Raw genomic sequence first — 25,318 nt, forward strand, 5'->3', positions numbered from 1 at the left:
CACCCGAAGCCACCGAGATCATCAACGATTACGTCGACCGCGTGCGCGCCGCGTTGCCGCTGGCCCCGAGCACCCGGCTCGCGGTCGCCGACCGCCTCTATCACGACATCCTTAGCGCCTGCTGGGCCAAGGCGCAATCCGCCGGCTCGGGGACGGTCGATGCGGACATCGTCCGCGCGCATCTCGAGACGCTGGGCACGCCGCAGACGTGCGCCAATTCGTTGGCGACCGCATATCGCGCCGGAACGTGGCAGTGGCCCGGCGACTACGTCGCCGATCAATTCCAAAGCGGCCGCTTCGGCCAGCGCGCCGAAGAATTCGCGCGCGTGGCGGCCGAGAAGGGCGAGCACATCGCCGGCGTGACGATGGACTCGGTCGCGACTGCGCTCGACATCGCCGCGAAGAAAATTCGCGAAGCGGCGGAGCGGCTCAAAACCAGGCAATAACCGGGCCGAACTCAAACCAGAAGAGCCATGCGCACGAATGCCATGCAGCGCGTGGCTCTTGCTGTTGTCATCATCGGGGCGCTGGCGTCGTTCATCGCGGCCGCGGTGCGCTTGCGCTACGAGCATGCCAGCAAGTATGTCGAGATCTCGATGGATCAGCAGGATCTCGCCGACTTCACGAGCGCGTACGGCTACGATCAGAACGGCCTGTTGCGGCTCATGAAGGCCGCGGGCTTGACCTCGCTCGCCATCTACGAAGAGCTCGGCAACCGCATCAACCTGGGCGACCACGCCTATGCGCAGACGGGCCAGCAGATCATCGACGCCGCGCGCACGTCGCCGCTGACCGACGCGCTGCTCGCGTCGCTCGTGCGTTCGAACGCGCTCGAATCCGGCGCGGTGTACATCCTCGTGTTCGACCGGCCCACGCTCGACCGCTACGTCACCGTGCTGCGCAACCAGCTCGAGCCGCGCAACGTCATCGTCCTGCGGCAGACGATGCCGGCGCTGCTCGAGGTGCGCACGCAGATCGACTACTTCAACAATCTGGGACTGGGGATACCGCAGGAGAACATCGATCAGGCGCACGCGCTCGGGCTGCTGATCGATCCGCGCGTCCAGAACAACGAACGGCTCGATGCCGATCACATCGACGTCGTCTTCCGCCAGATGCTGGCCGGCGACACGATCGGCACGGTCATCTTCTTCGGCCTGCGCAACGAGGTGCTCGGCTTCCCCTACAACCTCGACGCGACCGCGGACGCATTCCGGCGCTATGACGCGCAGTATCACGCGTTGTTCGGCAACGTCGAGGCGTACGATCCGACGCAGTTCCAAAAAGGCGGCGACACGCTCGGCCGCAAGATCCCAGGCTTGACGGTGCGCGTGCAGGCGATCTCGCGGCTCGAGCTCGACAAGCTCGATCTTGACACGGTGATCGCGCGTTACATCCTTGGCGTGCGGGAGCGCAACATCCGCGTCGTCTACCTGCGGCCGTTCCCGCACCTCGCGCAAGTGCATGAAAAGGACGGCACGTACAAGACGCTCACCGCGCAGCAGACGAACCTCGAGATGCTGCATCGCCTGCGCGACGGGTTGGTCGCGAACGGTTTCTATCTCGGCCGCCCGTCGACGCTGGTCGACTTCGGCGGCCTGTGGCTCGACGTGCTCTACTGCCTTGCCGCGCTCGGCGTGACGGCAGGCTTCTTGCTGCTGCTCGACATCTATGGCTGGTCGCGCGATTGGTTCGCTTGGACGTGCTACGTGGTGACGCTCGCCGCATTCTGGGGGCTGCGCGCCGTCGGGCACGACGACATCACGCGGCGCGTCTGGGCGCTTGGCGGCGCTCTGACCTTCGCGGTGCTTGCGGGCACGACGATGGCGCGCTTCTTCAAAGGTCCGGCGCCGCCGGGCGACACCTGGTCGGCGAACGCGGCAGACGGATTGCGCTGCACGCTGACCGCCGTCGGCGTGGCCCTGCTGGGCTGCCTATTCGTCGTGGGCCTGCTCGCGCAGACCACGTTCATGCTCGAGGTCCAACAGTTCTTCGGCGTCAAAGCGCTGCTGGTCGTGCCGCCGATCGCGCTGCTGATCTTGTATGCCTTCGCGCCGCTCTTCGGCAATGCGGTCAAGCCCGCCCAGGCGGGCGAAGCGCCGGTCAAACTGTGGCAACTGCTGGTGGGATTCGCGCTCGCGGGCGGCGCGGTGCTCCTGCTGATGCGCTCGGGCAATCAGCCCGATATCGGCGTGTCGGATTTCGAAACGCACCTGCGAGGATTCCTCACCACATTGCTGGGGGCGCGCCCGCGTTTCAAGGAGTTCTTGCTTGGCTTTCCGGCGTTGATGCTGTTGCCGGCGCTCCTGCCCGCGCATCGCCGCGCGATCGGCTGGATCATCATCATCGCTGCAGGTATCGGGCTCTCGGACGTGCTCGACACTTTCTCGCATATCCACACGCCGCTCATCATCAGCGTGCTGCGCCTGTTCAACGGACTGGTGGTCGGCGCGCTCATCGGCATCGTGCTGCAGTGGCTGTACCGGCGTCTGCGCACCGCGCTCCCCGCGCCCGGACCATGATGAGGCGCGCATGAGCGACCGGCCGGCGCGCCTGCTGCTCTCCGGCTACTACGGCTTCGCCAATTTCGGGGACGAGGCGATTCTCGACGTCATGGTCGAGCAATGGCGCCGCCGCCGCCCGATGGACGAGCTCGTCGTCTTGTCCGAGAGCCCGGAGCAGACGGCCCGCACGTACGGCGTGCAAGCGGTCCCGCGCATGGCGTGGCGCGCCGTCTCCGATGCGGTGCGCGCCGCCGACGTCACCGTCAGCGGCGGCGGCGGCCTGCTGCAAAGCGCTACCAGTTTGCGCAGCCTGCTGTATTACGCCAGCGTCATCCGCGAAGCAAAACGTGCCGGGCGCAAGGCTGCGATCTTCGCGCAAGGCATCGGACCGCTCAACTATTTCGGCCGAGAAGTCGTCAAGCGTTCGTGTGCGCGCGTCGATCTTGCGTGCGTCCGCGACGAGCTCAGCCAAGGAACTCTCAAAGCGTTGCTTCCGGGCGTCGAGGTGCGCTTGAGCGCCGATCCGGTCTTCTTGGCGGATGCCGCAGAGTCGCCGCAAGCGCGCGCCGCGTTGGTGCGCGAGGGATTGCGCGACGACCTGCGCGACGTCGTCGCCGTCGTCGTGCGGCGCGGTCCGGCCCTCGACCAGGTCACGGAGCGGCTCGTCTCGGTGTGCGACCGGCTGGCCTCGCGCCACGGCGCGCACGTCGTCTTCGTGCCCTTGCAGCCCCCGCATGACGCCGAGGCCGCGATCACGGTGATCCGGCGCTGCAAGTCCGCGCCGGCGCTGCTCACCGGCGGCTACGATCTGGCGACCATGACGGCGTTGCTGTCGCGCTGCTCCGCAGTCATCTCGATGCGTTTGCATGCCTTGATCCTTGCGGCCCGCCTGGCGGTGCCGTTCCTCGCGGTGCCGTACGACCCGAAGATCGAAGCGCTGACCGCGGGACTGGCGTATCCGATGCCGCCGCTCACGCGCGAGAGCCTGGCCGAGGAGCTGACGGATCAATGGTGGTCGCGCAGGCCCGCATTGCGCGAGCATCTGCGCGCGCGGGTGCCGGGAATGCAGGTCCGCGCGATGGCGGCGTTCGACTGGCTGCAGGCGCTGGTCGAACGCGAAGGCGCGCCGCTGTCCGAGAGATAAACTCGCAGGTACCATGCTCGTGCGCTCAAGCTGGCGAGTCGGGAGCATCGCCGGCATCGACATCGCCATCCATCCAAGCTGGATCGTGATCTATGCGTTGTCCGCATTTGCATCGATGAGGTTCGCGCGCCTTATCGCAGACTCGCACAACATGCCGATCCCCACCAGCAACGCCGTCATTCTGGGAATGGTAGCCGCCTTGGTCCTGTTCGTCTGCGTCGTGCTGCATGAGGTATCGCATGCCGTCGTGGCCCGCCGTGTGGGCGTACCGATCGGCAACATCACGCTGTTCTTGTTCGGCGGCGTGGCCAGTATCTTGCGTGAGCCGGGAACCCCGTCCGACGAAGTCAAGATCGCAGGTGCTGGGCCGTTAGCCAGCCTCATGCTGGCAGCTGTCTTCGGCGCGCTCGCGGAGGCGACTGGTCTCGCACACTGGTCCTGGGTCTACACGCTATGCCTGATCCTCGCCGTGACCAATCTCGTGCTCGCGATCTTCAATCTATTGCCGGCTTTCCCGAGCGACGGCGGCCGCTTGCTGCGCGCCGCGTTATGGCGATTCACGGGCAGCCAGGCCCGTGCGACCGGCATGGCCAGCACGGTCAGCGCCGTTGTGGCGGCGCTGTTGATCGTGGCCGGCGCGTTCATGGCGTTCAATAAGATGTGGAACGGCATCTGGCTCGTGCTGATCGCGCTGTTCTTGCTTCAGGCCGCCGTCGCCAGCGGCAAACAGGCGCGCATAAGCCTTGCGCTTGAGCGCATGTCCGTCGACGATTGCATGGCGCGCACGCTCATCCCCGTGGCTGCGGACGCGCCGCTCACATCGTTTGTCGCCGAAGTATCGGACGGGAATCGGACCGGTTATCCGGTGGTCGATAACGGCGCATTCGTCGGTCTGGTGAATCCGCGCGACACCGGCAGCGTGCCGCCGGGTCTGTGGCCGCATACGCCGGTGCGTGCGATCATGACCCCAGCCGCGAAGATGCCCGCCCTCAGCGTGGACGCGCCGGCCAGCGATGCGCTCGCCGCGCTGGCCAAGAGCGGCGCCCGCAGCTTGCCGGTGTTCGAGAACGGCGAACTGACCGGCGTGGTGTCCGAGGACATCATCTTCTCGGCGCTGCGCGATCGAACGACGGCGGCGGCCACGGCGGCGACAGCGACGTGATCGAGCCGATCGGAGACAAGCTGTTCCCCACCCCCGGCATGCTGCCCGACGCGCCGGCGCGCGAACTTGGGGTGTTGGAGTTCTGGCGCGATGCGAAGATCTTCGAACGCTCGCTGGAGCAGACCAAGCGCGGCGCACCTTATGTGATGTTCGAAGGTCCGCCGACGGCCAACGGCAAGCCCGGCGTCCATCACGTGCTGGCGCGCGCCTTCAAGGACTTGTATCCGCGCTTTTGGACCATGCGCGGGCATTTCGCCCTGCGCAAGGCGGGTTGGGATACGCACGGGTTGCCGGTCGAGCATCAGGTCGAAAAAGAGATCGGCATCCTGGACAAGAGCCGGCTCGAGGCCGAGGTCGGCATCGCCGAGTTCAACCGGCGCTGTCGCGAAAGCGTATATCGCTACGTCAGCGACTGGAACAGCATGACCATGCGCATGGCGTACTGGACCGATCTCGAACACCCGTATGTCACGCTCGACAACAGCTACATCGAAACGGTGTGGTGGCTGCTCAAGCAGCTGTGGGATCGCGGACTCATCCAACAGGACTATAAGTCCGTGCCATACGACCCGCGCATCGGCGCGACGTTATCGGACGCGGAGGTCGCGCTCGGCTATCGCGAGACCGACGACCCGTCGGTGTACGTGCGTTTCCGGCTCAAGGACGATCCGACGACCTCGTTCCTCGCGTGGACGACGACTCCGTGGACGCTGCCTGCGAACATGGCGCTCGCCGTGCATCCCGACGTCACCTATGCGGTCGTAGAGCGGGAAGGCGAAAAGCTCATCGTCGCCGAGCCGCTGATCTCAAAAGTGTTCGGTGACGATGAAGCGGCGGTCGTCCGGCGCGTGAGCGGCCGCGAGCTTGCCGGCACGCGCTACGCGCCGCCGTACGACTATTGCGTCAGCGAGAAGGACCGCTACTACGTCATCCCCGCGCCGTTCGTGACCACCGAGGACGGGACCGGCATCGTGCACGTCGCCCCGGCGTACGGCCCGGACGATCTGGCGCTGGGCAAATCGTGCGATCTCCCTATCTATTACAGCGTCGACTACACGGGGCACGTCGTGTCCGAGGTGGCGGTCGCAGCCGGCGCGTTCTTCAAGGACGCGGATCCGCCGATCATCGCCGACCTCAAGCAGCGCGGCTTGATGTTCCGTTCCGGCACGATCCGGCATACGTATCCGTTCGGCTGGCGCACCGACGACCCGCTGCTCTATATCGCCAAGACCGCGTGGTTCATCCGCACGACCGAGTTCAAGACGCAGCTGCTCGCGAACAACGACGTCATCAACTGGGTGCCGGAGAACGTCAAGCAGGGCCGTTTCGGCAACTGGCTGGAGAACAACGTCGACTGGGCGCTGTCGCGCGAGCGCTTCTGGGGCACGCCGCTGCCGTTGTGGACGGACGGCTCGGACCACATCTGCATCGGTTCCGTCAAAGAGCTCTCGGATCGCGCCGGGCGCGACCTCTCGGAGCTCGATCTGCATCGGCCGGCGATCGACGAGATCACATTCATGCACGAGGGGCGCGAATACCGGCGCGTGCCCGAAGTGATCGACGCATGGTTCGATTCCGGCTCGATGCCGTACGCGCAGTGGCATTATCCTTTCGAGAACGGGGAGCAGTTCGCGCGCTTCTATCCTGCCGATTTCATCTGCGAGGCGGTCGATCAGACGCGCGGCTGGTTCTACAGCTTGCACGCCATCGGCACCATGCTCAACGCCTTGGATCCGCAACGCTTCGCGGCGCCGGCCTATCGCAACGTCGTCTGTCTCGGCCATGTCGTGGACGAGCGCGGCGAGAAGATGAGCAAGAGCAAAGGCAATGTGCTCGATCCATGGGAGGTGTTCGATGCGCTCGGCGCAGACGCGCTGCGCTGGTACTTCTTCGCGTCGAGCCCGCCGGGCGTGGCCAAGCGCGCCTCGGTTGAGCTGGTCCGCGAAGGCACGCACGCCTTGTTCAACACACTATGGAGCACGGTCAACTTCTTCACGCTATACGCGAACGATGACGCGATCGGCATCCCCGCCGATGTGCCGCTGCGCCAACGGCCGGACATGGACCGCTGGGCGGCGGCGCGGCTGACCGAGCTGACCGCGGATGTGACCCGGCGCCTCGAGCTGTACGATGCGCAAGGCGCGGCGCGCGCGATCGAGAGCTTCGTGGACGAGCTGTCCAACTGGTACGTGCGCCTGTCGCGCGACCGCTTCTGGGCGTCCGGCACAGGCGCCGACAAAGCGGCCGCGTATCGCACGCTGTACGAGTCGCTCTACGCGATCGGCCTGCTTGTGGCGCCGTTCGCGCCCATGCTGGCGGAATCGGTGTATCAGATGCTCGTGCGATCGCTCGACAAGCAGGCGCCGGAGAGCGTGCATCTGGTGCCCTGGCCGCAGGCGCAGCAAGAACGAGTCGACGCGGCGCTGGTGGCGGCGATGCGCGTCGCCCAGGAGACGGTGGACCTCGGGCGCCAGGTGCGTGCCGCGGCCAAGATCAAGACCCGCCAGCCGCTGCCGATCGCGTACGTGCGTCCGCGCTCGGCCGCCGACGGTGCCGCGCTGACGCGCTTCCGAGCTCTCGTGCTCGAAGAGCTCAACGTCAAGGAACTGCAAGTCGTCGGGCTGGACGCTGCCTTCATCGAATATGCCATCCGTCCGAACCTGCCGCGCTTGGGTCCGCGCTATGGCAACAAGCTGGCCGCGCTGCGCAAAGCGCTCGCCACCGTCGATGCGCGCGAGATCGCCATAGCGGCCGCTGAAGGCCGCACCTTCGACGTCTCGGCTAGCGGCGAGACCTTTTCGCTCGGGCCTGACGATGTGCTCGTCGACAGCAAGTCGGCCCGCGGTCTGGCGTCAGCCGAATCCAACGGCATGCTCGTCGCGCTGGACACGCGCGTGGACGAGAATCTCATGAAAGAAGGGCTCGCGCGCGAGGTCGTGCGCGCGGTGCAGGACGCGCGCAAGCACGCCGCGCTGCACATCAGCGATCGGATCTCCGTCACCATCGCGGCTGACGCGGATTACGAGGCGGCGGTCGACGCCTGGCGCGAGTACATCATGGAGCAGACATTGGCCGTCAAGGTCGAGGTGGTCCGCGCAGAGTCGCTCGCGGTCACCGTGCGCAAGGTGAGCTGAGGGACTACGCCTTCGACGCCGGCTTGCCGGCGGCCGCGGGCTTTTTGACCGCGGCTGCGGTCGGCATCGGCTGCTGCTGCCCGAGCCAGATCATCACGACGCCCAGGATCACCATCGCAATGGTCAGATACTGCGCGCCCGTCAAGCCGAACAGAATGATGCCCGGCTCGCGATAGAATTCGACGATCGTGCGCACCAGTCCGTAGCCGGCGATGAACGACCAAAAGACCGCACCCGGCCGGAAGAAGTCGGGCCGCGAGCGGATGAACCACACCAGCGGCAGCACGACGAGCACCATGCCGATGCCTTCGAACAGCTGCGAGGGGTAGCGGTAGCCAGGGACTCCGGGGAACAGGATGCCGATCGGCGAGCCGGTCACGCGGCCTGGCAACTCGTCGTTGATGAAGTTCGTGCAGCGAGTCAGGAAGATCGCGACCGGCAGCCACAGCACCGCCTCGTCGAGCACTTTCCAGATGGACAGTTTGATATGGTTCACGTAGATGGCCGCGCCCGCGATACCGCCGATGAGTCCGCCGTGGAACGCCATGCCGCCGGTCCAGATCGCGATGATCTGCAGCGGGTTGGCGAGATAATAATCCAGCGAATGGCCGCCGGCTGAAAGCGGCGTGAGCATATCGGCGACGAGGAAGAAGAGCCGGCCGCCGATGATGATGCCGATCATCGTATAGACGATGAATTCCTGCGCCTGTTCGACGGTCAGTCCCGTGCGCGCGCGGCTGCTCTTGCTCTGCAACTGGAGGTAGACGAGCAGGGCGCCGATAACATACGACAGCCCGTACCAGCGGATCCCGAAATCCCCGTGGATATGGATCGCGACCGGATCGATGTGCGGATACGAGAACCAGTGACCGGCATCGAGAAGAACGGCGAGCAATCAATCACCTCCGGACCGACCCGAGCGTCTACAAGGAACCACGCCCGATGAGCACCGCCGCCGGATCCGTCGAATCCGCGCCAGCTCCCATCTCAGTCCGGCGAGAACTCCTCGCGCACTCGATCGTGTTCGTGCTGGGGTTCACGCTGGTCTTCGTGCTGGCCGGTGCGTCGGCGAGCGCGCTCGGCGCGCTGTTCAAAGAGCACCAAGTGCTCATCGCGCGCGTCATCGGCGTCGTCATCATCCTTCTCGGACTCAACATGATGGGCCTGTTCCGCATCCCATTCCTCGCTATGGATAAGCGTTTGCATTTCGCGCACACCTCCACGTCGTATCCTGCGACACTGGTGGCAGGGATCGGCTTTGCGGCCGGCTGGTCGCCGTGCATCGGGCCGGTGCTCGCGGCTGTGATCGCGCTCGCAGGCAGCACGAGCAGCGTCGGGCTCGGCGTGGCGTATCTGCTCGTCTATTCGCTCGGCTTGGGGATCCCGTTCATCTTGACCGGACTAGCGCTCAACTACGTGCTGCCCGTTCTCAAACGCTTCAGACGATATCTGCACGCCATCGAGATCGTCGCCGGCACGATCGTGATCGGCATGGGTCTCATCCTCGTCACCAATTCGTTCTTGCGCTTCACCGGTTTCCTGTACAAAGAATTTCCCGCGCTCGCCAACGTCGGCACGGGGCCGGACCTCGGCGGCGGCGCGCTCACCTTTGGGGCCGTGTTCCTCGCCGGCGTCGTATCCTTCATCTCGCCGTGCGTGCTGCCGCTCGTGCCCGCGTACATCTCGCTGCTCACGGGGCGCAGGCTTGAAACGCTGGTGGACGCGTATGAGGTCAGGCCTGCATCCGCGTAGAACCGTCAGCGACATGTCGTTCGTGTTCTTCTTGGTGGCAGCGCTCGTCGTCGGGCTCGACCAACTCACCAAACACGCCATCGCGACGCACTTCTTGCCCGATGAGAGCCGCATCGTCATACCGCACGTGCTGTGGCTCACCTACGTGCAGAACCACCGCGGTGCGTTCGGGATGTTCGGCTCGCACCCGCTGCTCTTGGCCGGCTTCGCCTTGGCGGTCGTGTTGGTGTTCTATTACTGGTACCGCCAGGAAGGCGCGACGCTGCTCACCCACACGGCGTTCGGCCTGATACTCGGCGGCGCCGTCGGGAATATCCTCGATCGCGTGCGCCTCGGCTACGTCATCGACTTCATCGATTTCAAGACGACCGGCTATCCGGTTTTCAACGTAGCCGATTCATCGATCACCATCGGCGTGGCCTTGCTGCTGCTGCGCATCCTGGTGCACGAACGCAGACAGCAAGCCGCCGCCGCGCCGGCCGCGCAAGCCGTGTCCCCGCCGCTGTCCGAACGCAGTCCAGCGGAGCCGTGAGCCAGACCGTCGCGTTCACGGCGACGGACACCGAGGCGGGCGGGCGCTTGGACGCGGTGCTGGCGACACGCACGCAGCGCTCGCGCGCCGAGATGTCCGCGCTGATCCGATCCGGTATGGTGCGCATCGACGGCCGTCCGGCCAAACCGGCGCATCACCTCAAGCCGGGCGAACGCGTCGAAGCGGTCGTGCCCGATCGCGGCGTCCGCGAACCCGGACCAGAGAACATCCCGCTCGCCATCCTGTACGACGACGCCGATATCGCGGTCGTCGACAAGCCCGCCGGCATGGCGACGCATCCCGCGCCGGGCAGCCGGTCGGGAACGCTCGTCAACGCGCTGCTCGCGCGCATGGGCTCGCTGCCCGCGCTCGGCGACTCGGCGCGCCCCGGCATCGTGCATCGCCTCGACAAAGACACCTCGGGTTTGCTCGTCGTCGCGAAAAGCGAGCGCGCGATGCGCGCGCTGTCCGCTGCGATCGCCGCGCACCACGTCGAACGCGAATACGACGCCGTCGTCTGGGGCGTGCCGCCGGCGGACAGCGGCTCGATCGACGCGCCGCTCGCGCGTGATCCCGCGTCGCGCACACGCTTCGCGGTACGGCACGAAGGCAAACCCGCGGTCACGCATTATCGGACGGTCGAGACGTACGAGGTCGGGCCGCAGCGCTCTGCTCGGTCGAGCAAACTCGACCGCTCGAAGGCAGCTCGGGCGGCGCTGTTGCGCGTGACGCTGGAGACGGGGCGCACGCATCAGATCCGCGTCCACTGCGCGGCGATCGGCCACCCGATTGTCGGCGATCCGATCTACGGGGCAGGCTATCCCGGCCTGGGGATCGAGCGCCAGGCGCTGCATGCCGCGAGGTTGCGCTTCGTGCACCCCGTGAGCGGCGCGCCGTTGTCGTTCGATGCGCCGTGGCCCGACGATTTCGCGGCGCTTGTCGCGCGGATCCGCACGGGCGGCGCGCCATGAACGTCAGCGTGGGCGCCTTCACGCTCGAGGCCACCGACGGCGCCGCCCGAGCCGGCACGCTGCGCACGGCGCACGGCGATGTGCAGACGCCTATCTTCATGCCCGTCGGCACGCAAGCCAGCGTCAAGGGCCTGACGCCCGACGAGCTGGTGGCCAGCGGCGCACACATCGTGCTGGCCAACGCCTATCATCTGTATCTGCGACCCGGCGCTGAGGTGATCGAACGCGCCGGCGGACTGCACGCGTTCATGAGCTGGCCCGGTGCGATCCTCACCGACAGCGGCGGCTTTCAGGTGTTCTCGCTCGCGACGCTCGGGTCGGTCGACGACGAAGGCTATCACTTCGCGTCGCATCTCGACGGCACGCGCCACACCTTCACGCCGGAGTCGGTGGTGCGGCTGCAAGAGCGCCTCGGCAGCGACATCGCGATGGTGCTTGACGACGTCGCGCCGGCCGGCGTGGACGAGTCGCGCGCGCGCGAAGCGGCGCAGCGGACACTGCGCTGGGCCGAGCGCGCCAAACGCGCGCGCACCCGCGACGATCAGCTGACCTTCGCCATCGTCCAAGGCTCGACGTTCGAGGCGTTGCGCCGCGAGAACGCGCGCGCGCTGGCGGCGCTCGATTTTCCAGGCTATGCGATCGGCGGGCTGTGGGTCGGCGAAGCCAAGAGCCGCGGCCTCGAGATGGTCGAGATCGCCGCGGCGCAGCTGCCGGCCGGCAAGCCGCGCTACGTCATGGGGGTCGGCACGCCTGAAGATATGCTCGCGTGCATCGGCCGCGGCGTGGACATGTTCGACTGCGTGTATCCGACGCGCAGCGCCCGGCACGCGCTCGCGCTCACGGCCGGCGGCCGACTGAACCTGCGCAACGCCCGCTATACGACTGACTTCGGGCCGCTTGATCCGGCCTGCTCGTGCCCGACCTGCAAACGCTTCTCGCGCGCATATCTCGCGCATTGCTTCCGCGCGAACGAATCGCTCGCGCCGCGGCTGGTGAGCCTGCACAACGTGTGGATGTTGGAGCAGTTGAGCGCGGCGGCGCGCGCGGCGATCATCGACGGCCGTTTTTCGAACTGGCGGACCGGCGTGATGGAGTCGCTGGGCGCGAAGCCGGCCGAAGGATAACTGGCCCGCACCTTGGAACGAATCGAACGTGTGAGTGATGCCGAAGCCGGTGCGCCGGTTCGGGATGTCGCGCGGGCCCTGCGGGAGCTGCGCGGACGAATCGAACGGGCGTGCGCGCTCGCCGGCAGGGACGCATCCGCAGTCCGCGTCCTTGCAGTCACCAAAGGCTTCGGGCCGGAGGCGATCGAGGCGGCTATCGAGGCGAATATCGCAGATATCGGCGAGAACTATTACCAGGAAGCGCAGGCGAAATTCGCCCGCGTCGTCTGGCCTTCGCGCTGCACGCGCCATTTCATCGGCCGGATCCAAAGCAACAAGGCGCGCAAGATCGCGGCTTTGTTCGATGTCGTCCAGACCATCGACGGCATCGAGCTCGGCCACGCGCTCGACCGCGGCGCACGCGAGGCGGGCAAGACGCTCGACGTCTTGATCCAGGTCAACGTCGCGCATGATGACCGCAACGGTGTCGCACCCGAACAGGTCGGGATGCTGGGCAACGAATTGGCGGCGTTGGCGCATCTGCGTCTGCGCGGCGTCATGGCGGTAGGCCCGGCCGACACGTCGCAGTCGCCGGCGGCGTTCAAACACGCGGCGGCAGCGTACGACGAGCTCGCGCGCGCGCATCGCGCGGTCGATCTGCTCTCGATGGGCATGTCGGGAGATCTCGAAGCGGCGGTGGCCAGCGGTGCGACGATGGTGCGCGTGGGCACCGCGTTGTTCGGGCAGCGCCCCGCGAAAGGCAAGGTATAACGCTCATGGGTGTTTGGTCGAGCATCGTCAACTCGATCGGGTTCAGGGACTCCGACGAGTTCGAGGATGACCTGTTCGACGACGAAGGCAAGCCCAAAGTCGTCCCGATCAACGACGCGCGCGGCGCGCGCCGGATCGGCGTGTCCGTCTTCCACCCCAGGCAGTACGAGGAGGTGACGGACATCGCGGACAACCTGCGCGCCCGCTTGCTCGTCGTCGTCAACCTCGTGGGCGCGGACCGGGCGCTGTCGCAGCGCGTCATCGACTTCCTCAGCGGGGTCGTCTATACGCTCGACGGCAAGATGCAGCGCCTGTCCGAGGGAATCTTCCTCTTCGTGCCGAGCAACGTCCAGGTCAACTCCAAAGAACCGGAGCAGGCTGTGGGCGGCTCGTACGAGGCGTGGTAGCCGGAGAGCAGGCCATGAAGATCACACCAGTCGACATCCAGCACAAGCAGTTCAAGAAAGCGCTGCAGGGGTACGCGCGCGAAGAGGTAGACTCGTTCCTCGACGAGATCATCGAGACGCTCGAGGTCGAGATCGACGAGCGCGCCAAGCTCGAGGCGCGCGTGGGCGAGCTGCAGGAGAAAGTCGCGCAGTACAAGGCGATGGAGGAGAGCCTTCAGAGCGCCCTGGTGCTCGCGCAGCGCACGGCCGACGAGGTCAAGGCCTCAGCCCACAAAGAAGCCGATCTCGTCAAGCAGAGCGCCAAACTCGACCTCGAACAGGTGTTGGCGGACGTGCGCACGCACATCGCCGATGCCAAGCGCGAGCTGCAGCGCCACAACGATCAGGTGGCCGCGGTCAAACAGAATCTACGGGCGTTCTTGGCGCGCCACAGCGCGCTGCTCGACGAAGAGGTCGCTGCCGCGCGAGACGGCGGAATGGTTCCGTCGATCCCGCTGCCCTCGGATACCGAGCACGACATCATCATGCGCGAGTCTTCATAAGACCGCGTCAGCGGTACACGCCGAACTCCAGTATCACGGTCCGGCCGCGAAGCACTAACGTCCGGTAGGTGCGCGTCAGCGCCGTCATGACGAATGCTCTGACGGCCAAACCGGCTCGTACGAGCGACCATGCGCGAGCGCTCAACGTGATCAGATCGAGAGCGGGGGTATGGCCTCCGGCCGGCACGATCTCATGATCGTCCACGATTTCAGGCGCGTCAGGAGCCGCCGGGGCGTTGGCGCCGTGGGTGAGCACCCGAGCAAGATCATTCGTGCCCGGAGGCCGGCCGACGCTCATATGTCAGCCGCCAGCAGCTCGAGTTTGGAGCGCAACAAAGCAAGCGCGCGGCCATGCAGCTGGGAGACGCGTTGCTTGCTCACGCCGAGCACGCGTCCGATCTCGCCGAACGTCGCTTCGCGGCAGTAGAACGCGAGCACGATCGACCGCTCGCGCGGTGGCAGGCCATCGACCGCGGTGGCGATGACCTCTCGCAGCGCGCGCTCGGCGGTCTCGGACGCAGGATCGCATTGAGGCGAGGCCAGGCGCTCGGAGATCGGCGGGCTCTGCGCGCCTGCAGACGGACCATCGATCGACAACGAGCTGTGCTTGCCCGCTTCGTGCACGGCGGCGAGCTTGGATCGGCTCAAACAGGCGGTCCGCGCGGCTTCGCGATCGTTCGGCGCGTAGCCGGTGCGTTGCGCGACGATCCAGCGCGCCTCCTCGAGCGCTCGGGCATCGCGACGCACGCGTTCGGGCACCGCATCCATGCGGCGCAAGCCGTTGAGCATCGCGCCGCGCACGATGCGACCCGCCCACGACTCGAACGAGACGCCGAACGCCGGGTCGTATCGATCGACCGCGCGCAGCAGGCCGACGCAGCCGTCGCCGACGAGGTCTTCGTAGCTGAAGTGAGAGGGAAGCCGCCGGCGGACGACCATTGCGATGCGCCGGACTAACGGCATCGCCGCTTCGCAGAGCCGGTCGCGATCCTCGCGCGAGCGCGTCGCCGCGTGGGTGGCGGCAAGCGCATCGAGCGCGGTGCATGAAAACGCGATCATGGTTGACGCGGTGCGAATGCACGCGCGAGCTCTTCACCCAGCCCAAGACCGCCGTCGCGGGCTAGCGCCAGCGCGAGCGCATCGGTGAACAGCGAATACATCAGACCGTCCGCGCCGGTGCCGCTGCCCGCATCGCCATCATCGGAATCCCAGCCGCGCATTCGGCCGAGTCCCATGCTTTCGATCAGCGGGCGGATCATCACGGCCTCGAACTGCCGGCAGGCGTCGAGCAATCGCGGTTCCACGGTGCTACCCGCGCTCAAGGTTGTTCGCGAGGCGCAGCATCTCGTCGGCGGCCTGCACGCTTTTCGCGTTAGCCTCGTACGCGCGCTGCGCCGCGAGCACGGACATCATCGCGTTGACCACATTGATGTTCGCGCGCTCGAGACAATGCTGGCGCAGCTTGCCGAAGCCGCCCGAGTCGGGCGCGCCGCGCACCACCGGCCCGGCGTCGCGCGAGGCGTAGAACAGACCGTCGTCGCCCAGGCGCAGCGCGGACAGATTCGCAAACGAGCACAATCCGATGCGTCCGGCGTCGACCGCAGCGGGTTTGCCGGCGACCCGTGCGTGAATGCGCCCGTCTTGATCGAACGTCACCGACAGCGTGCCGGCCGGCAAGCGGACGTGCGCGAGCGCGGCATTGTTGGGTAAGCGGAGCATCCCTGCGACATCGCGAGCGAAGTTGCCCGCGCGCGTGTAGGCGACGGCGCCGGAGGCGCTTCGCACTTCGAATAGTCCTTGGCCGTCGATCGCGAGATCGAAATCGTTGCTGGTCGCATCGAGTTTGCCTTGGGAGAACAGGCGCACGGAGTGCTGCGATAGTGCGCCCATGCCGCGGCCATCGGGACCGATCAGCGACGCGAACTCAGGCCGGTCGGCACGAAAGCCGGGCGTGTCGACATTGGAGAGGTTGGCGGCGATGATATCGAGCACGTTTTGCTGCGCGGCCATGCCCGACGCGCCTGCGGCTAAAGCGCGGTTCACGGCTTCACCGCCGGCAGCTCGACGACCGCGCGCTTAAGCGCTTCGTCCGTCTGCTGCGCCGCTTTCTGGTCGGCCTCGAACGCCCGCTCGGCTGCGACGAGCGAGGTCATCTCCGCGATCGGGTCGACGCCGGACTCCTCGAGATAGCCCGCGCGGACTGACGCACGCCCGCGTTGCGGTCTTCCAGTTTCGAGGTCGACGATGCGCAGGCGGTCGATGACGCGGCCGTGCGAGAAGACGCGGCCATCCGCGTGGATGGCAGCGCCAGGCGGAAGGTGTACCGCGCCGAGCGAGCCGAGCACGTGTCTGCCGCGCACGTCGCACAGCGCGCCATCGGCATCGAGCGACATCCGGCCGTCGCGCGTGTACTCGACGCCGCTCGTGCCCGCTACCGCGAAATAACCGGGACCGACCAGGGCCAGGTCGGTGGGAACGCCGGTGCGGCGCAGCGCTCCTTGGGCCGGTGCGGCGACCACCGCGTTTTGCATCTGTTCGCCGAAACCGCGTACCACCGATCGCCGTGGACTGTAACCGGGCGTCTCCGCGTTGGCCAGATTTTCGGCGATGGCGTCGAGGCGGGATGTCTGCGCCTGCATGCCGGCCGCTGCGCTCGCAAGCGCATTAGGAAGTTGCATTGCGTGCCTCCGTCAGGGCCGGCTGCGCGCGAAGCTGCACCGGCTGGAGACACGAAGGCTACGCCGCTCTTATGAGCGTGCGATTATTGAGATGTTGCCGAAGTGTGAACGGGAGCCGATGCGAGCGCTCGCAGATATCAAGCGTCTTGCGGGGTCTCCAGGCCGAGATGGAGCTCGATCTGGTTTAGGCGAAGCTCAACGTGATCGAGGCGAAGCTCAACGCGATTGAGGCGAAGCTCGACGCGATCGAGGCGCAGCTCAATGCGGTCCAGGCGCTCATCGATGCGTGCCGCCCAGCGTTCAAGCCCCGCCATCCGGCTTTCCAGAGCTGTGAGCCGCCCCTCGACGCCTGCGACCCGCACATCAAGCTGCGTGACCCGGTTCTCGAGCCGCGTGAGCCGTTCGCCGAGCTCGCTTTCGAGGCGAGCGGTCTTGGCGTCGGCCCGTGCGAAGCCGAATTCCATCGCCTCTTTGAGCGTGAGGACGAGATCATAGAGCTCGCGCGGTGTCGGCTGGTAGTCCGGGGGCATGTAGATCATGTCACGCGCGACCTGTTCGCAGTCAAGGAAGCAGGCTCTTGCCCGTCATCTCCGCCGGTTTGCGCAGTCCCATCAACGCGCAGATCGTCGGCGCGACGTCGCACAAGCGGCCGCCGGCGTGCAGCGGCCCCGATCCATCGCCGACCAACACGAACGGCACCGGATTCGCGGTGTGCGCGGTCAGCTCTTTGCCCGTCTTGAGATCGATCTTCTCTTCAGCGTTGCCGTGGTCGGCGGTCACGATGAGCACGCTGCCAGATTCTAGCACCGCTCTTTCGACCTTGCCGAGGCAATCGTCCACGACGTCGAGCGCGGTGACGATGGGTTCCCATTTGCCGGTGTGCCCGACCATGTCGGGATTCGCATAATTCATGACGATGAGATCAAACGCACCGGACTTGATCGCGTCCACCGCGGCCTGCGTTATCTCGTTCGCCCGCATCTCGGGCTTATGATCGTAGGTGCCGACGTCGCGCGCTGACGGTATCAAGATCCGCTCTTCGCCAGGGAACGGCTCCTCCCGCCCGCCGGAGAAGAAGTAGGTGACGTGCGCGTACTTCTCGGTCTCGGCCAGCCGCAATTGGTGCAGCCCCGCGTCGGCCACCACTTCGCCGAGCGTCCGCTCCTCGAAGATGCGCCCGAACATCACCGGATTGGAGAACGAATCGTCGTACAAGGTCATCAGCGCGAAGATGAAGTCGCTGAAATGCGCCACCGGAAATTCGCTGAACGATGGATCCGAGAAGGCGCGGGTCAGTTCGCGCGCGCGGTCGGGCCGGAAGTTGAAGAAGAGGCAGGCATCGCCGTCGTGGATCAGCGGCGCGGCCTCGCCGATGAGCGTCGGCTTGACGAATTCATCGGTCTCGCCGCGCGCGTACGCCGCCGCCAGCGCTTCCTCGGCGTTTGCGGCGCTGAACCCGACGCCGCGCACCAGCGCATCGTACGCCACCTGCGTGCGATCCCAGCGCTTGTCGCGGTCCATCGCGTAATAGCGGCCGCAGATCATCGAGATCGCGCCGTCCTGCATCTGCGCGCATTTGGTCCGCAGCTCTTCGAGATACGGCCCCGCGCTCTTTGGCGGGGTGTCGCGACCGTCCAAGAACGCGCACACGCGCGTCCGCACGCCGGCGGTCTTGGCGGCGTCGAGCAACGCCCACAGATGTTTCATCGAGGAGTGCACGCCGCCGGGCGACACCAGCCCGAGCAGTTGGAACGTGCCGCCCGTGCGCACGACGTGCTCGAGGCACTGGAGCAGCACCGGATTGCGCGCGAAGCTGCCGTCGTCGATCGCCTTGTCGATGCGGGTGATGCTCTGATAGACGACGCGACCGGCGCCGAGATTGAGGTGGCCGACTTCGCTGTTGCCCTGCTGTCCGTCAGGCAGGCCGACGGCTGCGCCGCCGGCGCCGATCTCGGTGTGGGGATACGCTTCCAGCATCGCCCGATAGTTCGGCATCTTCGCCGCAGCGATCGCATTGCCGCGCGTCTCGTTTGAGATGCCGAAACCGTCGAGGATGCACAGGACCACGCGCCGCACGGCCTCAGATGCGGGCATCGATCCCCCGCAGCCCGTTCTCGACGAGCTCGGCGAACGACGCCGGATCCAAACTCGCCGAGCCGATCAAGCCGCCATCGATGTCGGGTTGGGCGCACAGCGCTTGCGCGCTGTCGGCCTTCATCGATCCGCCGTAGACGATGGTCGCGTCGAGCAAGCCGCCGGCGGTCGAGCGTATGAATGCGATGGTGGACTCCGCGTTCTCCGGCGTGTCGGCGAGGCCCGTCCCGATCGCCCAGACCGGCTCGTAGGCGATCACGACCTCAGCGCGCTGATCGTCGCGCAGATGACCCAACCCGCCCGCGATCTGCGCCGCTACGCGTGCGCGCGTCTTGCCCGCGCGATTCTCCTCAAGCGTCTCGCCCACGCACACGATCGGCACGATGTCCGCCGCCAGCAGCGCCGAGACTTTCTTGGCGACCGTCTCATCCGTGTCGCCGAACATGCGCCGCCTCTCCGAATGGCCGACGATGCAGTAGTCGACGCCCTCGCCGGCGAGCATCGCCGGGCTGATCTCGCCCGTATACGCTCCTTCGTTTTCCCAGAACACGTCTTGGGCGCCGATCTCGACGTACGTCTGCGCGATGAGCAGCTCTTCGTGCAGCGGCACGAGATCGATGAACGGCGCGCACAGCACGACGGCAGCGCGCTCGCGGAACCTCTCCGCCAGCGGCACGAACGCGTTGGCATAGTCGCGCGTCTGCGCCGGCGTCTTGAACATCTTCCAATTGGCCGCGAACAGCGGCTGTCTCATGCGCTCGCGGCGCTGCGCAGCGCAGCGACTCCGGGCAGTTCCTTTCCCTCTAGGTATTCAAGCGTCGCGCCGCCGCCGGTGGAGATGTGCGTCATCTTGTCGGCGAAGCCGAGCTTGTGCGCAGCCGCGGCCGTATCGCCGCCGCCCACGACGGACATCGCGCCCGAATCCGCGATCGCTTGGCCCACCGCTTCGGTGCCCGCTGCGAACGCGTCCATCTCGAACACGCCCATCGGGCCGTTCCACAGTATCGTCTTGGCGTCGAGGATGACGCCGGCGAACTTCTCGGCGGTCGTCGGACCGATGTCGAGGATCATCTCCTCAGGGAGTATCTGATCGACATCCGCGAAGCGGCTCTGCGCGTCCGGTTTGAGCTCCTTTGCCACCACCGCGTCCTCGGGCAGCAGCACTTCGACGCGCGTGGCCTCGGCGTCGATCTGCTCGCGGATCTTCTTAGCGGGTCCGAGGTCCGCGTCGCGCAGCGACGTGCCGACGTCGAAGCCCTCGGCTGCGAGCAGCGTGTTGGCCATGCCGCCGCCGATGAGGATCGCGTCGCAGATCTGCATGAGCCGCGTGATGACCCCGATCTTGTCGGACACCTTGGCGCCGCCGAGCACCGCCACGAAGGGCCGGCGAGGCCGCTCCAAGACCTCGTCGAGCACGTCGAGCTCGCGCTCGAGCAACGGGCCCATATAAGAAGGAAGGTAGCGGGTCACGCCGACCGTGGAGGCGTGCGCGCGGTGCGCGGTGCCGAACGCGTCGTTGACATACACATCGCCCAACGCGGCGAGCCGCCGCGCGAACTCAGGATCGTTCGCCTCTTCCTCGGGATGGAAGCGCAGGTTCTCGAGCAGCAGCACATCGCCGTCCGCCAGCGCGTCGACCGCCGCCTGGGCAGCCGGCCCGACGCAATCCGGAGCGGTCTTCACGGGCGCGCCAAGCGCGCTCGACAGGGCCGCGGCGACCGGCGCCATGCGCAGCGAGTCGACGACCTTGCCGTCGGGGCGGCCCAAGTGCGACATCACGATCACGCGCGCGCCGCGCTGCGTGAGATTGCGCAAGGTCGGAACCGCGGCACGGATGCGCGTGTCGTCGGCGACCGCGCCGTCCGCAAGCGGCACGTTGAGGTCTTCACGCACGAGCACGCGTTTGCCGCGGACGTCGAGCTCGGCGATGCCCTTGGTCACCGCGCTGCGACCGGTTCCTTCGCCAGGACGAACGCCGCCAGATCGGCGATGCGGCACGAGTAGCCCCACTCGTTATCGTACCAGCTCACGACTTTGACGAACGTGTCTCCGATGACCATCGTCGACAAGCCGTCGACGATCGAAGAACGCGGGTCGCCGCGGAAATCCGTCGAGACCAGCGGCTCGTCCGTATAGCCGAGGATGTCTTTCATGCGTCCGGCTTCGTATTTCTTGAAGAGCGCGTTGACCGCGTCTTTACTGGTCGACTTCTCGACCTGCACCGACAGGTCGACGATCGAGACCGTCGGGGTCGGGACGCGCAGCGATAACCCGTCGATCTTCCCCTTCGCCTCGGGCACGACGAGGTGCAACGCCTTGGCCGCGCCGGTGCTCGTGGGGATGATGTTGATCGCGGCCGCGCGCGCGCGGCGCAGATCCTTGTGCGGGAAATCGAGGATGACCTGATCGTTGGTGTACGAGTGCACGGTGGTCATCGTGCCGCTGACGAGCCCGAGCTCGTCGACGATCACCTTGACGACGGGCGCGAGACAGTTGGTCGTGCACGACGCGTTGGAGATGATCTTGTGTTTTGCCGGGTCGTACTTGTCTTCGTTGACCCCGAGGACCACCGTGAAATCTTCATTCGTGGCTGGCGCCGAGATGATCACGCGCTTGGCGCCGGCGTCTAGGTGCGCCTTGGCTTTGGCCCCATCCGTGAAATGACCGGTCGACTCGATGGCGAGCTCGACGCCCAGGTCTTTCCACGGCAGCCGCGCGGGATCGCGCTCGGCGAGATACTTGATGACTTTGCCGTCGATGGTGATCTGCCCGTCGCCCTCGGTCACCGTTCCAGGGAAACGCCCATACGTCGAATCGTAGCGGAACAGGTGGGCGGCGGTCTTCTGGTCGGTCAAATCGTTGACCGCGACGACCTCGATCTCGGGATGGCGCTCCATGATGGCGCGCAGGCTCTGGCGGCCGATCCGACCGAAGCCGTTGATGGCGACGCGTTGGCTCAAGGACGTGCCCTCCTTAGATGTGGGGCCTCAATATACGGATTGTGAAGGGCCGCGCCCTCCGGCGTCGTGCGTGCGGCGGTCGGATTATCCGACCGAAGTAGCCATCCGTTCGATCTCGCGCAGGCGGTACGCCATCGCGGCTTTGCTGACCGGCGGCTTGGCGCGAGCTGCCAACTGCGCCAAGGTGAGATCGGGGTGCGCGATGCGCAGCCGGGCAGCTTCGCGCAATGCGCTGCTCAAGCGCGACACGCGAGCGGGCTGCACGACGAACAGCGCCGCCTCGCGCTGGCGCACGCTGGTCGTGGCGGCGCGCGAAGCGTTGGCGGCTTCGCTGTTGACGCGCCGGCGCGTGACGTTTTTCGTATAGCGAAGCGCGAGCAGATCGTCGAGCGCGAGCATGGCGCGCGTCGCGCCCATCTGTCCCAGCAGTTCGGCGACGGCCGCCGCCCCTTTGACGTAGACGATCGGCCGGCCGCGACGGCGCGACACGCCCGCATCGATCCCCACCGCCGCCAACCCGAGCGCCAGCGCCCGTGCTGCATCGTCATCGGGCAAGACGAACTCCAAGTGGTAGCCGCGATGCGGATCTGCGACGGAACCGCAGGCGAGGAATGCCGCCCGCAGCCACGCGCGCCTGCAGCACGTGCGCGCCGGCACGCGAGCACGGGTTACCGTCGTGCCGCCCGCCACCTCGAGCGCGCTGCGGCCGAAGCGGCGGCCTGCCGGTCTGGCCGGTGCGACTTCGATGCCGGCGAGCTTGGCCGCGCGCAGCGTCGCGCGCACGACCGCGGCGCGGTCGGTCGAGACGATGTGCGACGGAGCGCCGCCTGAAAACGCGGCGAGCGCGCGCACGAACGTCGCCGGGCAGCATTCGCGTTCGAAGGCGACGGCGGCGACCTCGTCCTTGGCGTCCGTCGAGAACACGGCTGGTGTCAGAGCGCCGCTGACGAGGGCGCGCACACCTGTGCGTATTGCTCCTCGAGCTTGTCGGTGAGCGCTTCGAGCGAATACGGCCGCGCGACGTTCTTGGCCGACGCGATGCGTCGCGCGCGTTCGTCTTCGCCGGCGCGCACCAGTGCGACCAGCGCGTCACCGAGCTCGCCGGCGCGCTCGGGCGCCAGCAGCCCGGACTCGCCCGCGACCACTTCGCGCGACACCGGACAATCGACCGCGGCCACCGGCACGCCGTGCGTCATCGCTTCGAGCAGCACCAAACCCTGGGTCTCGGTCGTCGACGCGAAGATGAACGCATCGGCTGCCGCGTAATAGGCTCCCAGCTCGCGCTGGTCGAGCGCGCCGGTGAAGCGGATGCGCGGCGACGACGCCAGCCCGTTCGCATGGCGGCGCAGCGCTTCTTCATGCGGGCCGGAACCCACGACGATGAGCCGCAGGTCGGGGATACGCCGCGCTGCGACGTCAAAGGCGTCGAGCACCAGATCGACGTTCTTCTCCTTGCCGAGCCGGCCGACGAACAGCGCGATCGGCCCGCCGCCGGCGCGGATGCGCGGCGCGTCCGCGACGCTCAACTCGAACACGGAGACGTCGACGCCGCTGGGCAGCACGACCACCGAGCGATCGACGCCGTAGGTCGCCAGCAGTTCGCGTATCCCATGCGTCGGCGCGATGACGCGCGTGGCGCGGTTGCAGAACTCGCGCGACACCCAGACGGCTTGCGAGCGCGTGAAGCCGGGATCGACGGGCACGTAGTGCGCGTACTCGGTCCACAGCGTGTGATAGGTGAAGACCAGCGGCATGCGGCGGACCTGCGCCAGATACGCGCCCAGGCAGCCGATGAAGAACATCGAGTGCACGTGGATCACGTCGAACGGCATGCGCGGCAGCGTCGCGAGCAGTTTGGCCGGCAGCGGAAACGCCATGCGGAACTGCGGATAGAAGGGGAAGGGCGACGATCGCAGGCGGAACACGTCCGGATCGTCGTCGACCGCGCTTTCGTGCGACGGCGCGATGACGATCACGCGATGGCCGCGGCGGCGCAGCTCGCGCGTCGAGCTCACCAGCGAGGTGACGACGCCGTTGATCTCTGGCAGGTACGAGTCGGCGAACATGCCGATCGTGAGGCGGTCGCTCGGCAAGGCTCCTCTACGCCGTTCGGCGTTCTTCGAGCACGCTATACAGCGATTCGGGTTTCACGCGCGCACCGGGCCGCTCCGGCAACGACAGCACGCGGACGCGGAGGTCGCGCGACGCGTAGTGGATGAGCAGTTCGTCTCCCACCTTCACCGGATGCGACGGTTTTACCGCTCGCCCGTCCAGCTCGATGCGGCCCGCGTCGAGCGCCTCCTTGGCCTCGGTGCGGCGCTTGGCCAGGCGCGAGACCTTAAGGAACTTGTCCAGTCTCATGGTCCTTGGCGCGCTTCCACAGCACGTCGAGGTCTTCGAGGCTGCGCCCGGCCAGCGCGGTCGCGCCGCCGCCGGCCATGCGCTCCATCGCGGCGAAGCGCTCGCGGAATTTCACATTGGCGAAGCGCAGCGCGGCTTCGGCGTCGACGCCTAGGCGGCGCGAGAGATTGACCAAAGTGAAAAAGACGTCGCCGAGCTCCTCGCGGACGTGCGCCCGTTCGCCGCTCTTCACCGCGCTGCGCAGCTCGCGCATCTCCTCGTCGACTTTTTCGACGACGCCGTCGGTCTTGGGCCAATCGAAGTTGACCGTCGCGGCTTTTTCCTGCAGCCGCTGCGCACCGAGCAACGAGGGCAGGCTCTTGGGGATGCCGTCGAGCAGCGATTCGCGATGCTTGTGGCCCGCCTCGGTCGTCTTGATGAGCTCCCACGACTTCATCTGCTCCTGCGACGTCGAGATGCTCGCGTCGCCGAACACGTGCGGGTGGCGGCGGATCATCTTGTCGGCCAGCGCGTCGATGACGTCGGCGACGCTGAACTGACCCTTCTCGGCGGCGATCTGCGAATGGAAGACGATCTGCAGCAGCAGATCGCCGAGCTCACCGCACAGCTTTTTGGGATCGGCTTCGTCCACGGCCTCGACGACCTCGTGCGCCTCTTCGATCAGATACGGGAGCAGCGTCTGATGGGTCTGTTCGCGATCCCACGGGCAGCACGCGCGCAGGCGCGTCATGATCTCGACCAGTTCTTCCCATGAATGATGCACCGCGACCGGCGGCAGCGGCAGCAGCGGCGCCGCCGTGGCCGCTTGGAGCGAGGCGCGCGGCATGCCGGGCACGAGCTCGACGTCTATCTTGGCATCTTCGAGCGCGCGCAGCACGTGCGGCAGGCCGGGGAAGTCCAGCATCGGATGGCCGGGGACGCCGAGCGCCGCATCGCCGCCGCGCGCGAACGCGACGAGCGCCTCGACGGCGGCGGGCACGCCGCGCAGCAACGCCGCGCCTTCGAACGGCGCGCGCTCGACGTTGACGCCTTTGGAGCGCAGAAACTCGCTGACCGATGCGGGGGCGGCACAGACCGCGGTTCGCGGGGCGGCTTGCAGGCGCTCGAGCGCGCCCAGCGTGAGAAGGGAGCTATCGCTCGGCCCAAGGCCGACGATGGCTAGCGTGGGCATGGAACCAAAAGTTTGGCGGCGCTTGCGGCAGG

Annotated in this window: 27 protein-coding genes; 12 read left to right on the forward strand and 15 right to left on the reverse strand. The window is 66.8% G+C overall.

The window, feature by feature from the left end; translation table 11 throughout:
- The 5 genes from VKF82_07180 to ileS form a co-directional block, all read left to right on the forward strand.
- Nucleotides 1–446: hypothetical protein (locus VKF82_07180; GenBank protein HME81844.1), on the forward strand; the 446-nt coding region annotated here is incomplete at its 5' end.
- Nucleotides 447–497: 51 nt separating this feature from the next.
- Entirely contained in the window at nt 498–2,522 is a 2,025-nt protein-coding gene (locus tag VKF82_07185) for a DUF5693 family protein (GenBank protein HME81845.1), read from the forward strand.
- Nucleotides 2,523–2,532: 10 nt separating this feature from the next.
- Complete coding sequence (gene csaB, locus VKF82_07190) at nt 2,533–3,648, forward strand: polysaccharide pyruvyl transferase CsaB (protein ID HME81846.1); 1,116 nt, start codon at nt 2,533–2,535, stop codon at nt 3,646–3,648.
- 13 nt (nt 3,649–3,661) lie between these two features.
- Nucleotides 3,662–4,810 (forward strand): site-2 protease family protein, encoded by a 1,149-nt coding sequence (locus VKF82_07195; GenBank protein HME81847.1) that lies wholly within the window; start codon nt 3,662–3,664, stop codon nt 4,808–4,810.
- Nucleotides 4,807–7,944 carry an isoleucine--tRNA ligase gene (ileS, locus tag VKF82_07200; protein HME81848.1) on the forward strand — a complete coding sequence of 1,046 codons (3,138 nt, stop codon included), beginning with the start codon at nt 4,807–4,809 and terminating at the stop codon, nt 7,942–7,944. The genes VKF82_07195 and ileS overlap by 4 nt, the downstream gene beginning before the upstream one ends.
- 4 nt (nt 7,945–7,948) lie before the next feature.
- On the opposite strand, the gene lgt is transcribed toward ileS, so the two are convergent.
- Nucleotides 7,949–8,839: a prolipoprotein diacylglyceryl transferase gene (gene lgt / locus VKF82_07205; GenBank protein HME81849.1), complete on the reverse strand. Its 891-nt coding sequence runs from the start codon at nt 8,837–8,839 to the stop codon at nt 7,949–7,951.
- Between the two features lie 47 nt (nt 8,840–8,886).
- Between lgt and VKF82_07210 the strand changes: the two genes are divergently transcribed.
- The 7 genes from VKF82_07210 to VKF82_07240 are packed head-to-tail and all read left to right on the forward strand — an operon-like array spanning nt 8,887 to nt 14,022.
- Entirely contained in the window at nt 8,887–9,696 is an 810-nt protein-coding gene (locus tag VKF82_07210) for a cytochrome c biogenesis protein CcdA (GenBank protein ID HME81850.1), read from the forward strand.
- A 13-nt stretch (nt 9,697–9,709) separates the two neighbouring features.
- Nucleotides 9,710–10,228: a signal peptidase II gene (lspA, locus tag VKF82_07215; GenBank protein HME81851.1), complete on the forward strand. Its 519-nt coding sequence runs from the start codon at nt 9,710–9,712 to the stop codon at nt 10,226–10,228.
- Complete coding sequence (locus tag VKF82_07220) at nt 10,225–11,199, forward strand: RluA family pseudouridine synthase (GenBank protein ID HME81852.1); 975 nt, start codon at nt 10,225–10,227, stop codon at nt 11,197–11,199. The genes lspA and VKF82_07220 overlap by 4 nt, the downstream gene beginning before the upstream one ends.
- A complete protein-coding gene (gene tgt, locus VKF82_07225; protein HME81853.1) occupies nt 11,196–12,323 on the forward strand; it encodes a tRNA guanosine(34) transglycosylase Tgt in 1,128 nt (375 codons plus the stop codon). Before VKF82_07220 ends, tgt begins: the two co-directional genes overlap by 4 nt.
- A gap of 30 nt (nt 12,324–12,353) precedes the next feature.
- Complete coding sequence (locus VKF82_07230; protein ID HME81854.1) at nt 12,354–13,073, forward strand: YggS family pyridoxal phosphate-dependent enzyme; 720 nt, start codon at nt 12,354–12,356, stop codon at nt 13,071–13,073.
- Between the two features lie 5 nt (nt 13,074–13,078).
- A complete protein-coding gene (gene sepF, locus VKF82_07235) occupies nt 13,079–13,480 on the forward strand; it encodes a cell division protein SepF (GenBank protein HME81855.1) in 402 nt (133 codons plus the stop codon).
- 14 nt (nt 13,481–13,494) lie between these two features.
- Entirely contained in the window at nt 13,495–14,022 is a 528-nt protein-coding gene (locus tag VKF82_07240; GenBank protein ID HME81856.1) for a DivIVA domain-containing protein, read from the forward strand.
- A 7-nt stretch (nt 14,023–14,029) separates the two neighbouring features.
- Here the strand turns inward: VKF82_07240 and VKF82_07245 are convergent, their stop codons facing one another.
- From VKF82_07245 to mazG, 14 genes are all read right to left on the reverse strand, one after another.
- A complete protein-coding gene (locus VKF82_07245; protein ID HME81857.1) occupies nt 14,030–14,320 on the reverse strand; it encodes a hypothetical protein in 291 nt (96 codons plus the stop codon).
- Nucleotides 14,317–15,081, reverse strand: coding sequence for a sigma-70 family RNA polymerase sigma factor (locus tag VKF82_07250; GenBank protein ID HME81858.1), 765 nt, complete (start codon nt 15,079–15,081; stop codon nt 14,317–14,319). Before VKF82_07250 ends, VKF82_07245 begins: the two co-directional genes overlap by 4 nt.
- Nucleotides 15,078–15,326: a hypothetical protein gene (locus VKF82_07255; GenBank protein ID HME81859.1), complete on the reverse strand. Its 249-nt coding sequence runs from the start codon at nt 15,324–15,326 to the stop codon at nt 15,078–15,080. Before VKF82_07255 ends, VKF82_07250 begins: the two co-directional genes overlap by 4 nt.
- 4 nt (nt 15,327–15,330) lie before the next feature.
- Entirely contained in the window at nt 15,331–16,065 is a 735-nt protein-coding gene (locus tag VKF82_07260) for a flagellar hook-basal body protein (protein HME81860.1), read from the reverse strand.
- A complete protein-coding gene (locus VKF82_07265; protein ID HME81861.1) occupies nt 16,062–16,700 on the reverse strand; it encodes a flagellar hook basal-body protein in 639 nt (212 codons plus the stop codon). Before VKF82_07265 ends, VKF82_07260 begins: the two co-directional genes overlap by 4 nt.
- Nucleotides 16,701–16,837: 137 nt before the next feature.
- Nucleotides 16,838–17,239: a hypothetical protein gene (locus VKF82_07270; GenBank protein HME81862.1), complete on the reverse strand. Its 402-nt coding sequence runs from the start codon at nt 17,237–17,239 to the stop codon at nt 16,838–16,840.
- Between the two features lie 22 nt (nt 17,240–17,261).
- On the reverse strand, nt 17,262–18,794 hold the full coding sequence (gene gpmI, locus VKF82_07275) for a 2,3-bisphosphoglycerate-independent phosphoglycerate mutase (GenBank protein HME81863.1): 1,533 nt from the start codon (nt 18,792–18,794) through the stop codon (nt 17,262–17,264).
- Nucleotides 18,781–19,548, reverse strand: coding sequence for a triose-phosphate isomerase (gene tpiA, locus VKF82_07280; protein HME81864.1), 768 nt, complete (start codon nt 19,546–19,548; stop codon nt 18,781–18,783). Before tpiA ends, gpmI begins: the two co-directional genes overlap by 14 nt.
- On the reverse strand, nt 19,545–20,735 hold the full coding sequence (locus VKF82_07285; GenBank protein ID HME81865.1) for a phosphoglycerate kinase: 1,191 nt from the start codon (nt 20,733–20,735) through the stop codon (nt 19,545–19,547). The genes tpiA and VKF82_07285 overlap by 4 nt, the downstream gene beginning before the upstream one ends.
- Nucleotides 20,732–21,754, reverse strand: coding sequence for a type I glyceraldehyde-3-phosphate dehydrogenase (gene gap, locus VKF82_07290; GenBank protein HME81866.1), 1,023 nt, complete (start codon nt 21,752–21,754; stop codon nt 20,732–20,734). Before gap ends, VKF82_07285 begins: the two co-directional genes overlap by 4 nt.
- An 84-nt stretch (nt 21,755–21,838) precedes the next feature.
- Nucleotides 21,839–22,714 (reverse strand): DNA-binding protein WhiA, encoded by an 876-nt coding sequence (gene whiA / locus VKF82_07295; protein HME81867.1) that lies wholly within the window; start codon nt 22,712–22,714, stop codon nt 21,839–21,841.
- Complete coding sequence (locus VKF82_07300; GenBank protein HME81868.1) at nt 22,687–23,847, reverse strand: glycosyltransferase; 1,161 nt, start codon at nt 23,845–23,847, stop codon at nt 22,687–22,689. Before VKF82_07300 ends, whiA begins: the two co-directional genes overlap by 28 nt.
- Nucleotides 23,848–23,854: 7 nt before the next feature.
- Nucleotides 23,855–24,115 (reverse strand): RNA-binding S4 domain-containing protein, encoded by a 261-nt coding sequence (locus VKF82_07305; GenBank protein HME81869.1) that lies wholly within the window; start codon nt 24,113–24,115, stop codon nt 23,855–23,857.
- On the reverse strand, nt 24,093–25,286 hold the full coding sequence (gene mazG / locus VKF82_07310) for a nucleoside triphosphate pyrophosphohydrolase (GenBank protein ID HME81870.1): 1,194 nt from the start codon (nt 25,284–25,286) through the stop codon (nt 24,093–24,095). Before mazG ends, VKF82_07305 begins: the two co-directional genes overlap by 23 nt.
- Nucleotides 25,287–25,318 lie beyond the last annotated feature (32 nt).

Source organism: Candidatus Eremiobacteraceae bacterium (genome assembly GCA_035314825.1).
In the GTDB taxonomy this organism is placed as follows: Bacteria; Vulcanimicrobiota; Vulcanimicrobiia; order Eremiobacterales; family Eremiobacteraceae; genus JAFAHD01.

Coding starts and splice junctions, on each gene's coding strand:
- VKF82_07240 (HME81856.1), top strand. CDS start 13,495: ATGAAGATCACACCAGTCGACATCCAGCACAAGCAGTTCAAGAAAGCG.
- VKF82_07210 (HME81850.1), top strand. CDS start 8,887: ATGAGCACCGCCGCCGGATCCGTCGAATCCGCGCCAGCTCCCATCTCA.
- sepF (HME81855.1), top strand. CDS start 13,079: ATGGGTGTTTGGTCGAGCATCGTCAACTCGATCGGGTTCAGGGACTCC.
- csaB (HME81846.1), top strand. CDS start 2,533: ATGAGCGACCGGCCGGCGCGCCTGCTGCTCTCCGGCTACTACGGCTTC.
- VKF82_07195 (HME81847.1), top strand. CDS start 3,662: ATGCTCGTGCGCTCAAGCTGGCGAGTCGGGAGCATCGCCGGCATCGAC.
- tpiA (HME81864.1), bottom strand. CDS start 19,548: ATGAGACAGCCGCTGTTCGCGGCCAATTGGAAGATGTTCAAGACGCCG.
- gpmI (HME81863.1), bottom strand. CDS start 18,794: ATGCCCGCATCTGAGGCCGTGCGGCGCGTGGTCCTGTGCATCCTCGAC.
- VKF82_07305 (HME81869.1), bottom strand. CDS start 24,115: ATGAGACTGGACAAGTTCCTTAAGGTCTCGCGCCTGGCCAAGCGCCGC.
- tgt (HME81853.1), top strand. CDS start 11,196: ATGAACGTCAGCGTGGGCGCCTTCACGCTCGAGGCCACCGACGGCGCC.
- VKF82_07245 (HME81857.1), bottom strand. CDS start 14,320: ATGAGCGTCGGCCGGCCTCCGGGCACGAATGATCTTGCTCGGGTGCTC.
- mazG (HME81870.1), bottom strand. CDS start 25,286: ATGCCCACGCTAGCCATCGTCGGCCTTGGGCCGAGCGATAGCTCCCTT.
- VKF82_07250 (HME81858.1), bottom strand. CDS start 15,081: ATGATCGCGTTTTCATGCACCGCGCTCGATGCGCTTGCCGCCACCCAC.
- lspA (HME81851.1), top strand. CDS start 9,710: ATGTCGTTCGTGTTCTTCTTGGTGGCAGCGCTCGTCGTCGGGCTCGAC.
- VKF82_07265 (HME81861.1), bottom strand. CDS start 16,700: ATGCAACTTCCTAATGCGCTTGCGAGCGCAGCGGCCGGCATGCAGGCG.
- VKF82_07270 (HME81862.1), bottom strand. CDS start 17,239: ATGATCTACATGCCCCCGGACTACCAGCCGACACCGCGCGAGCTCTAT.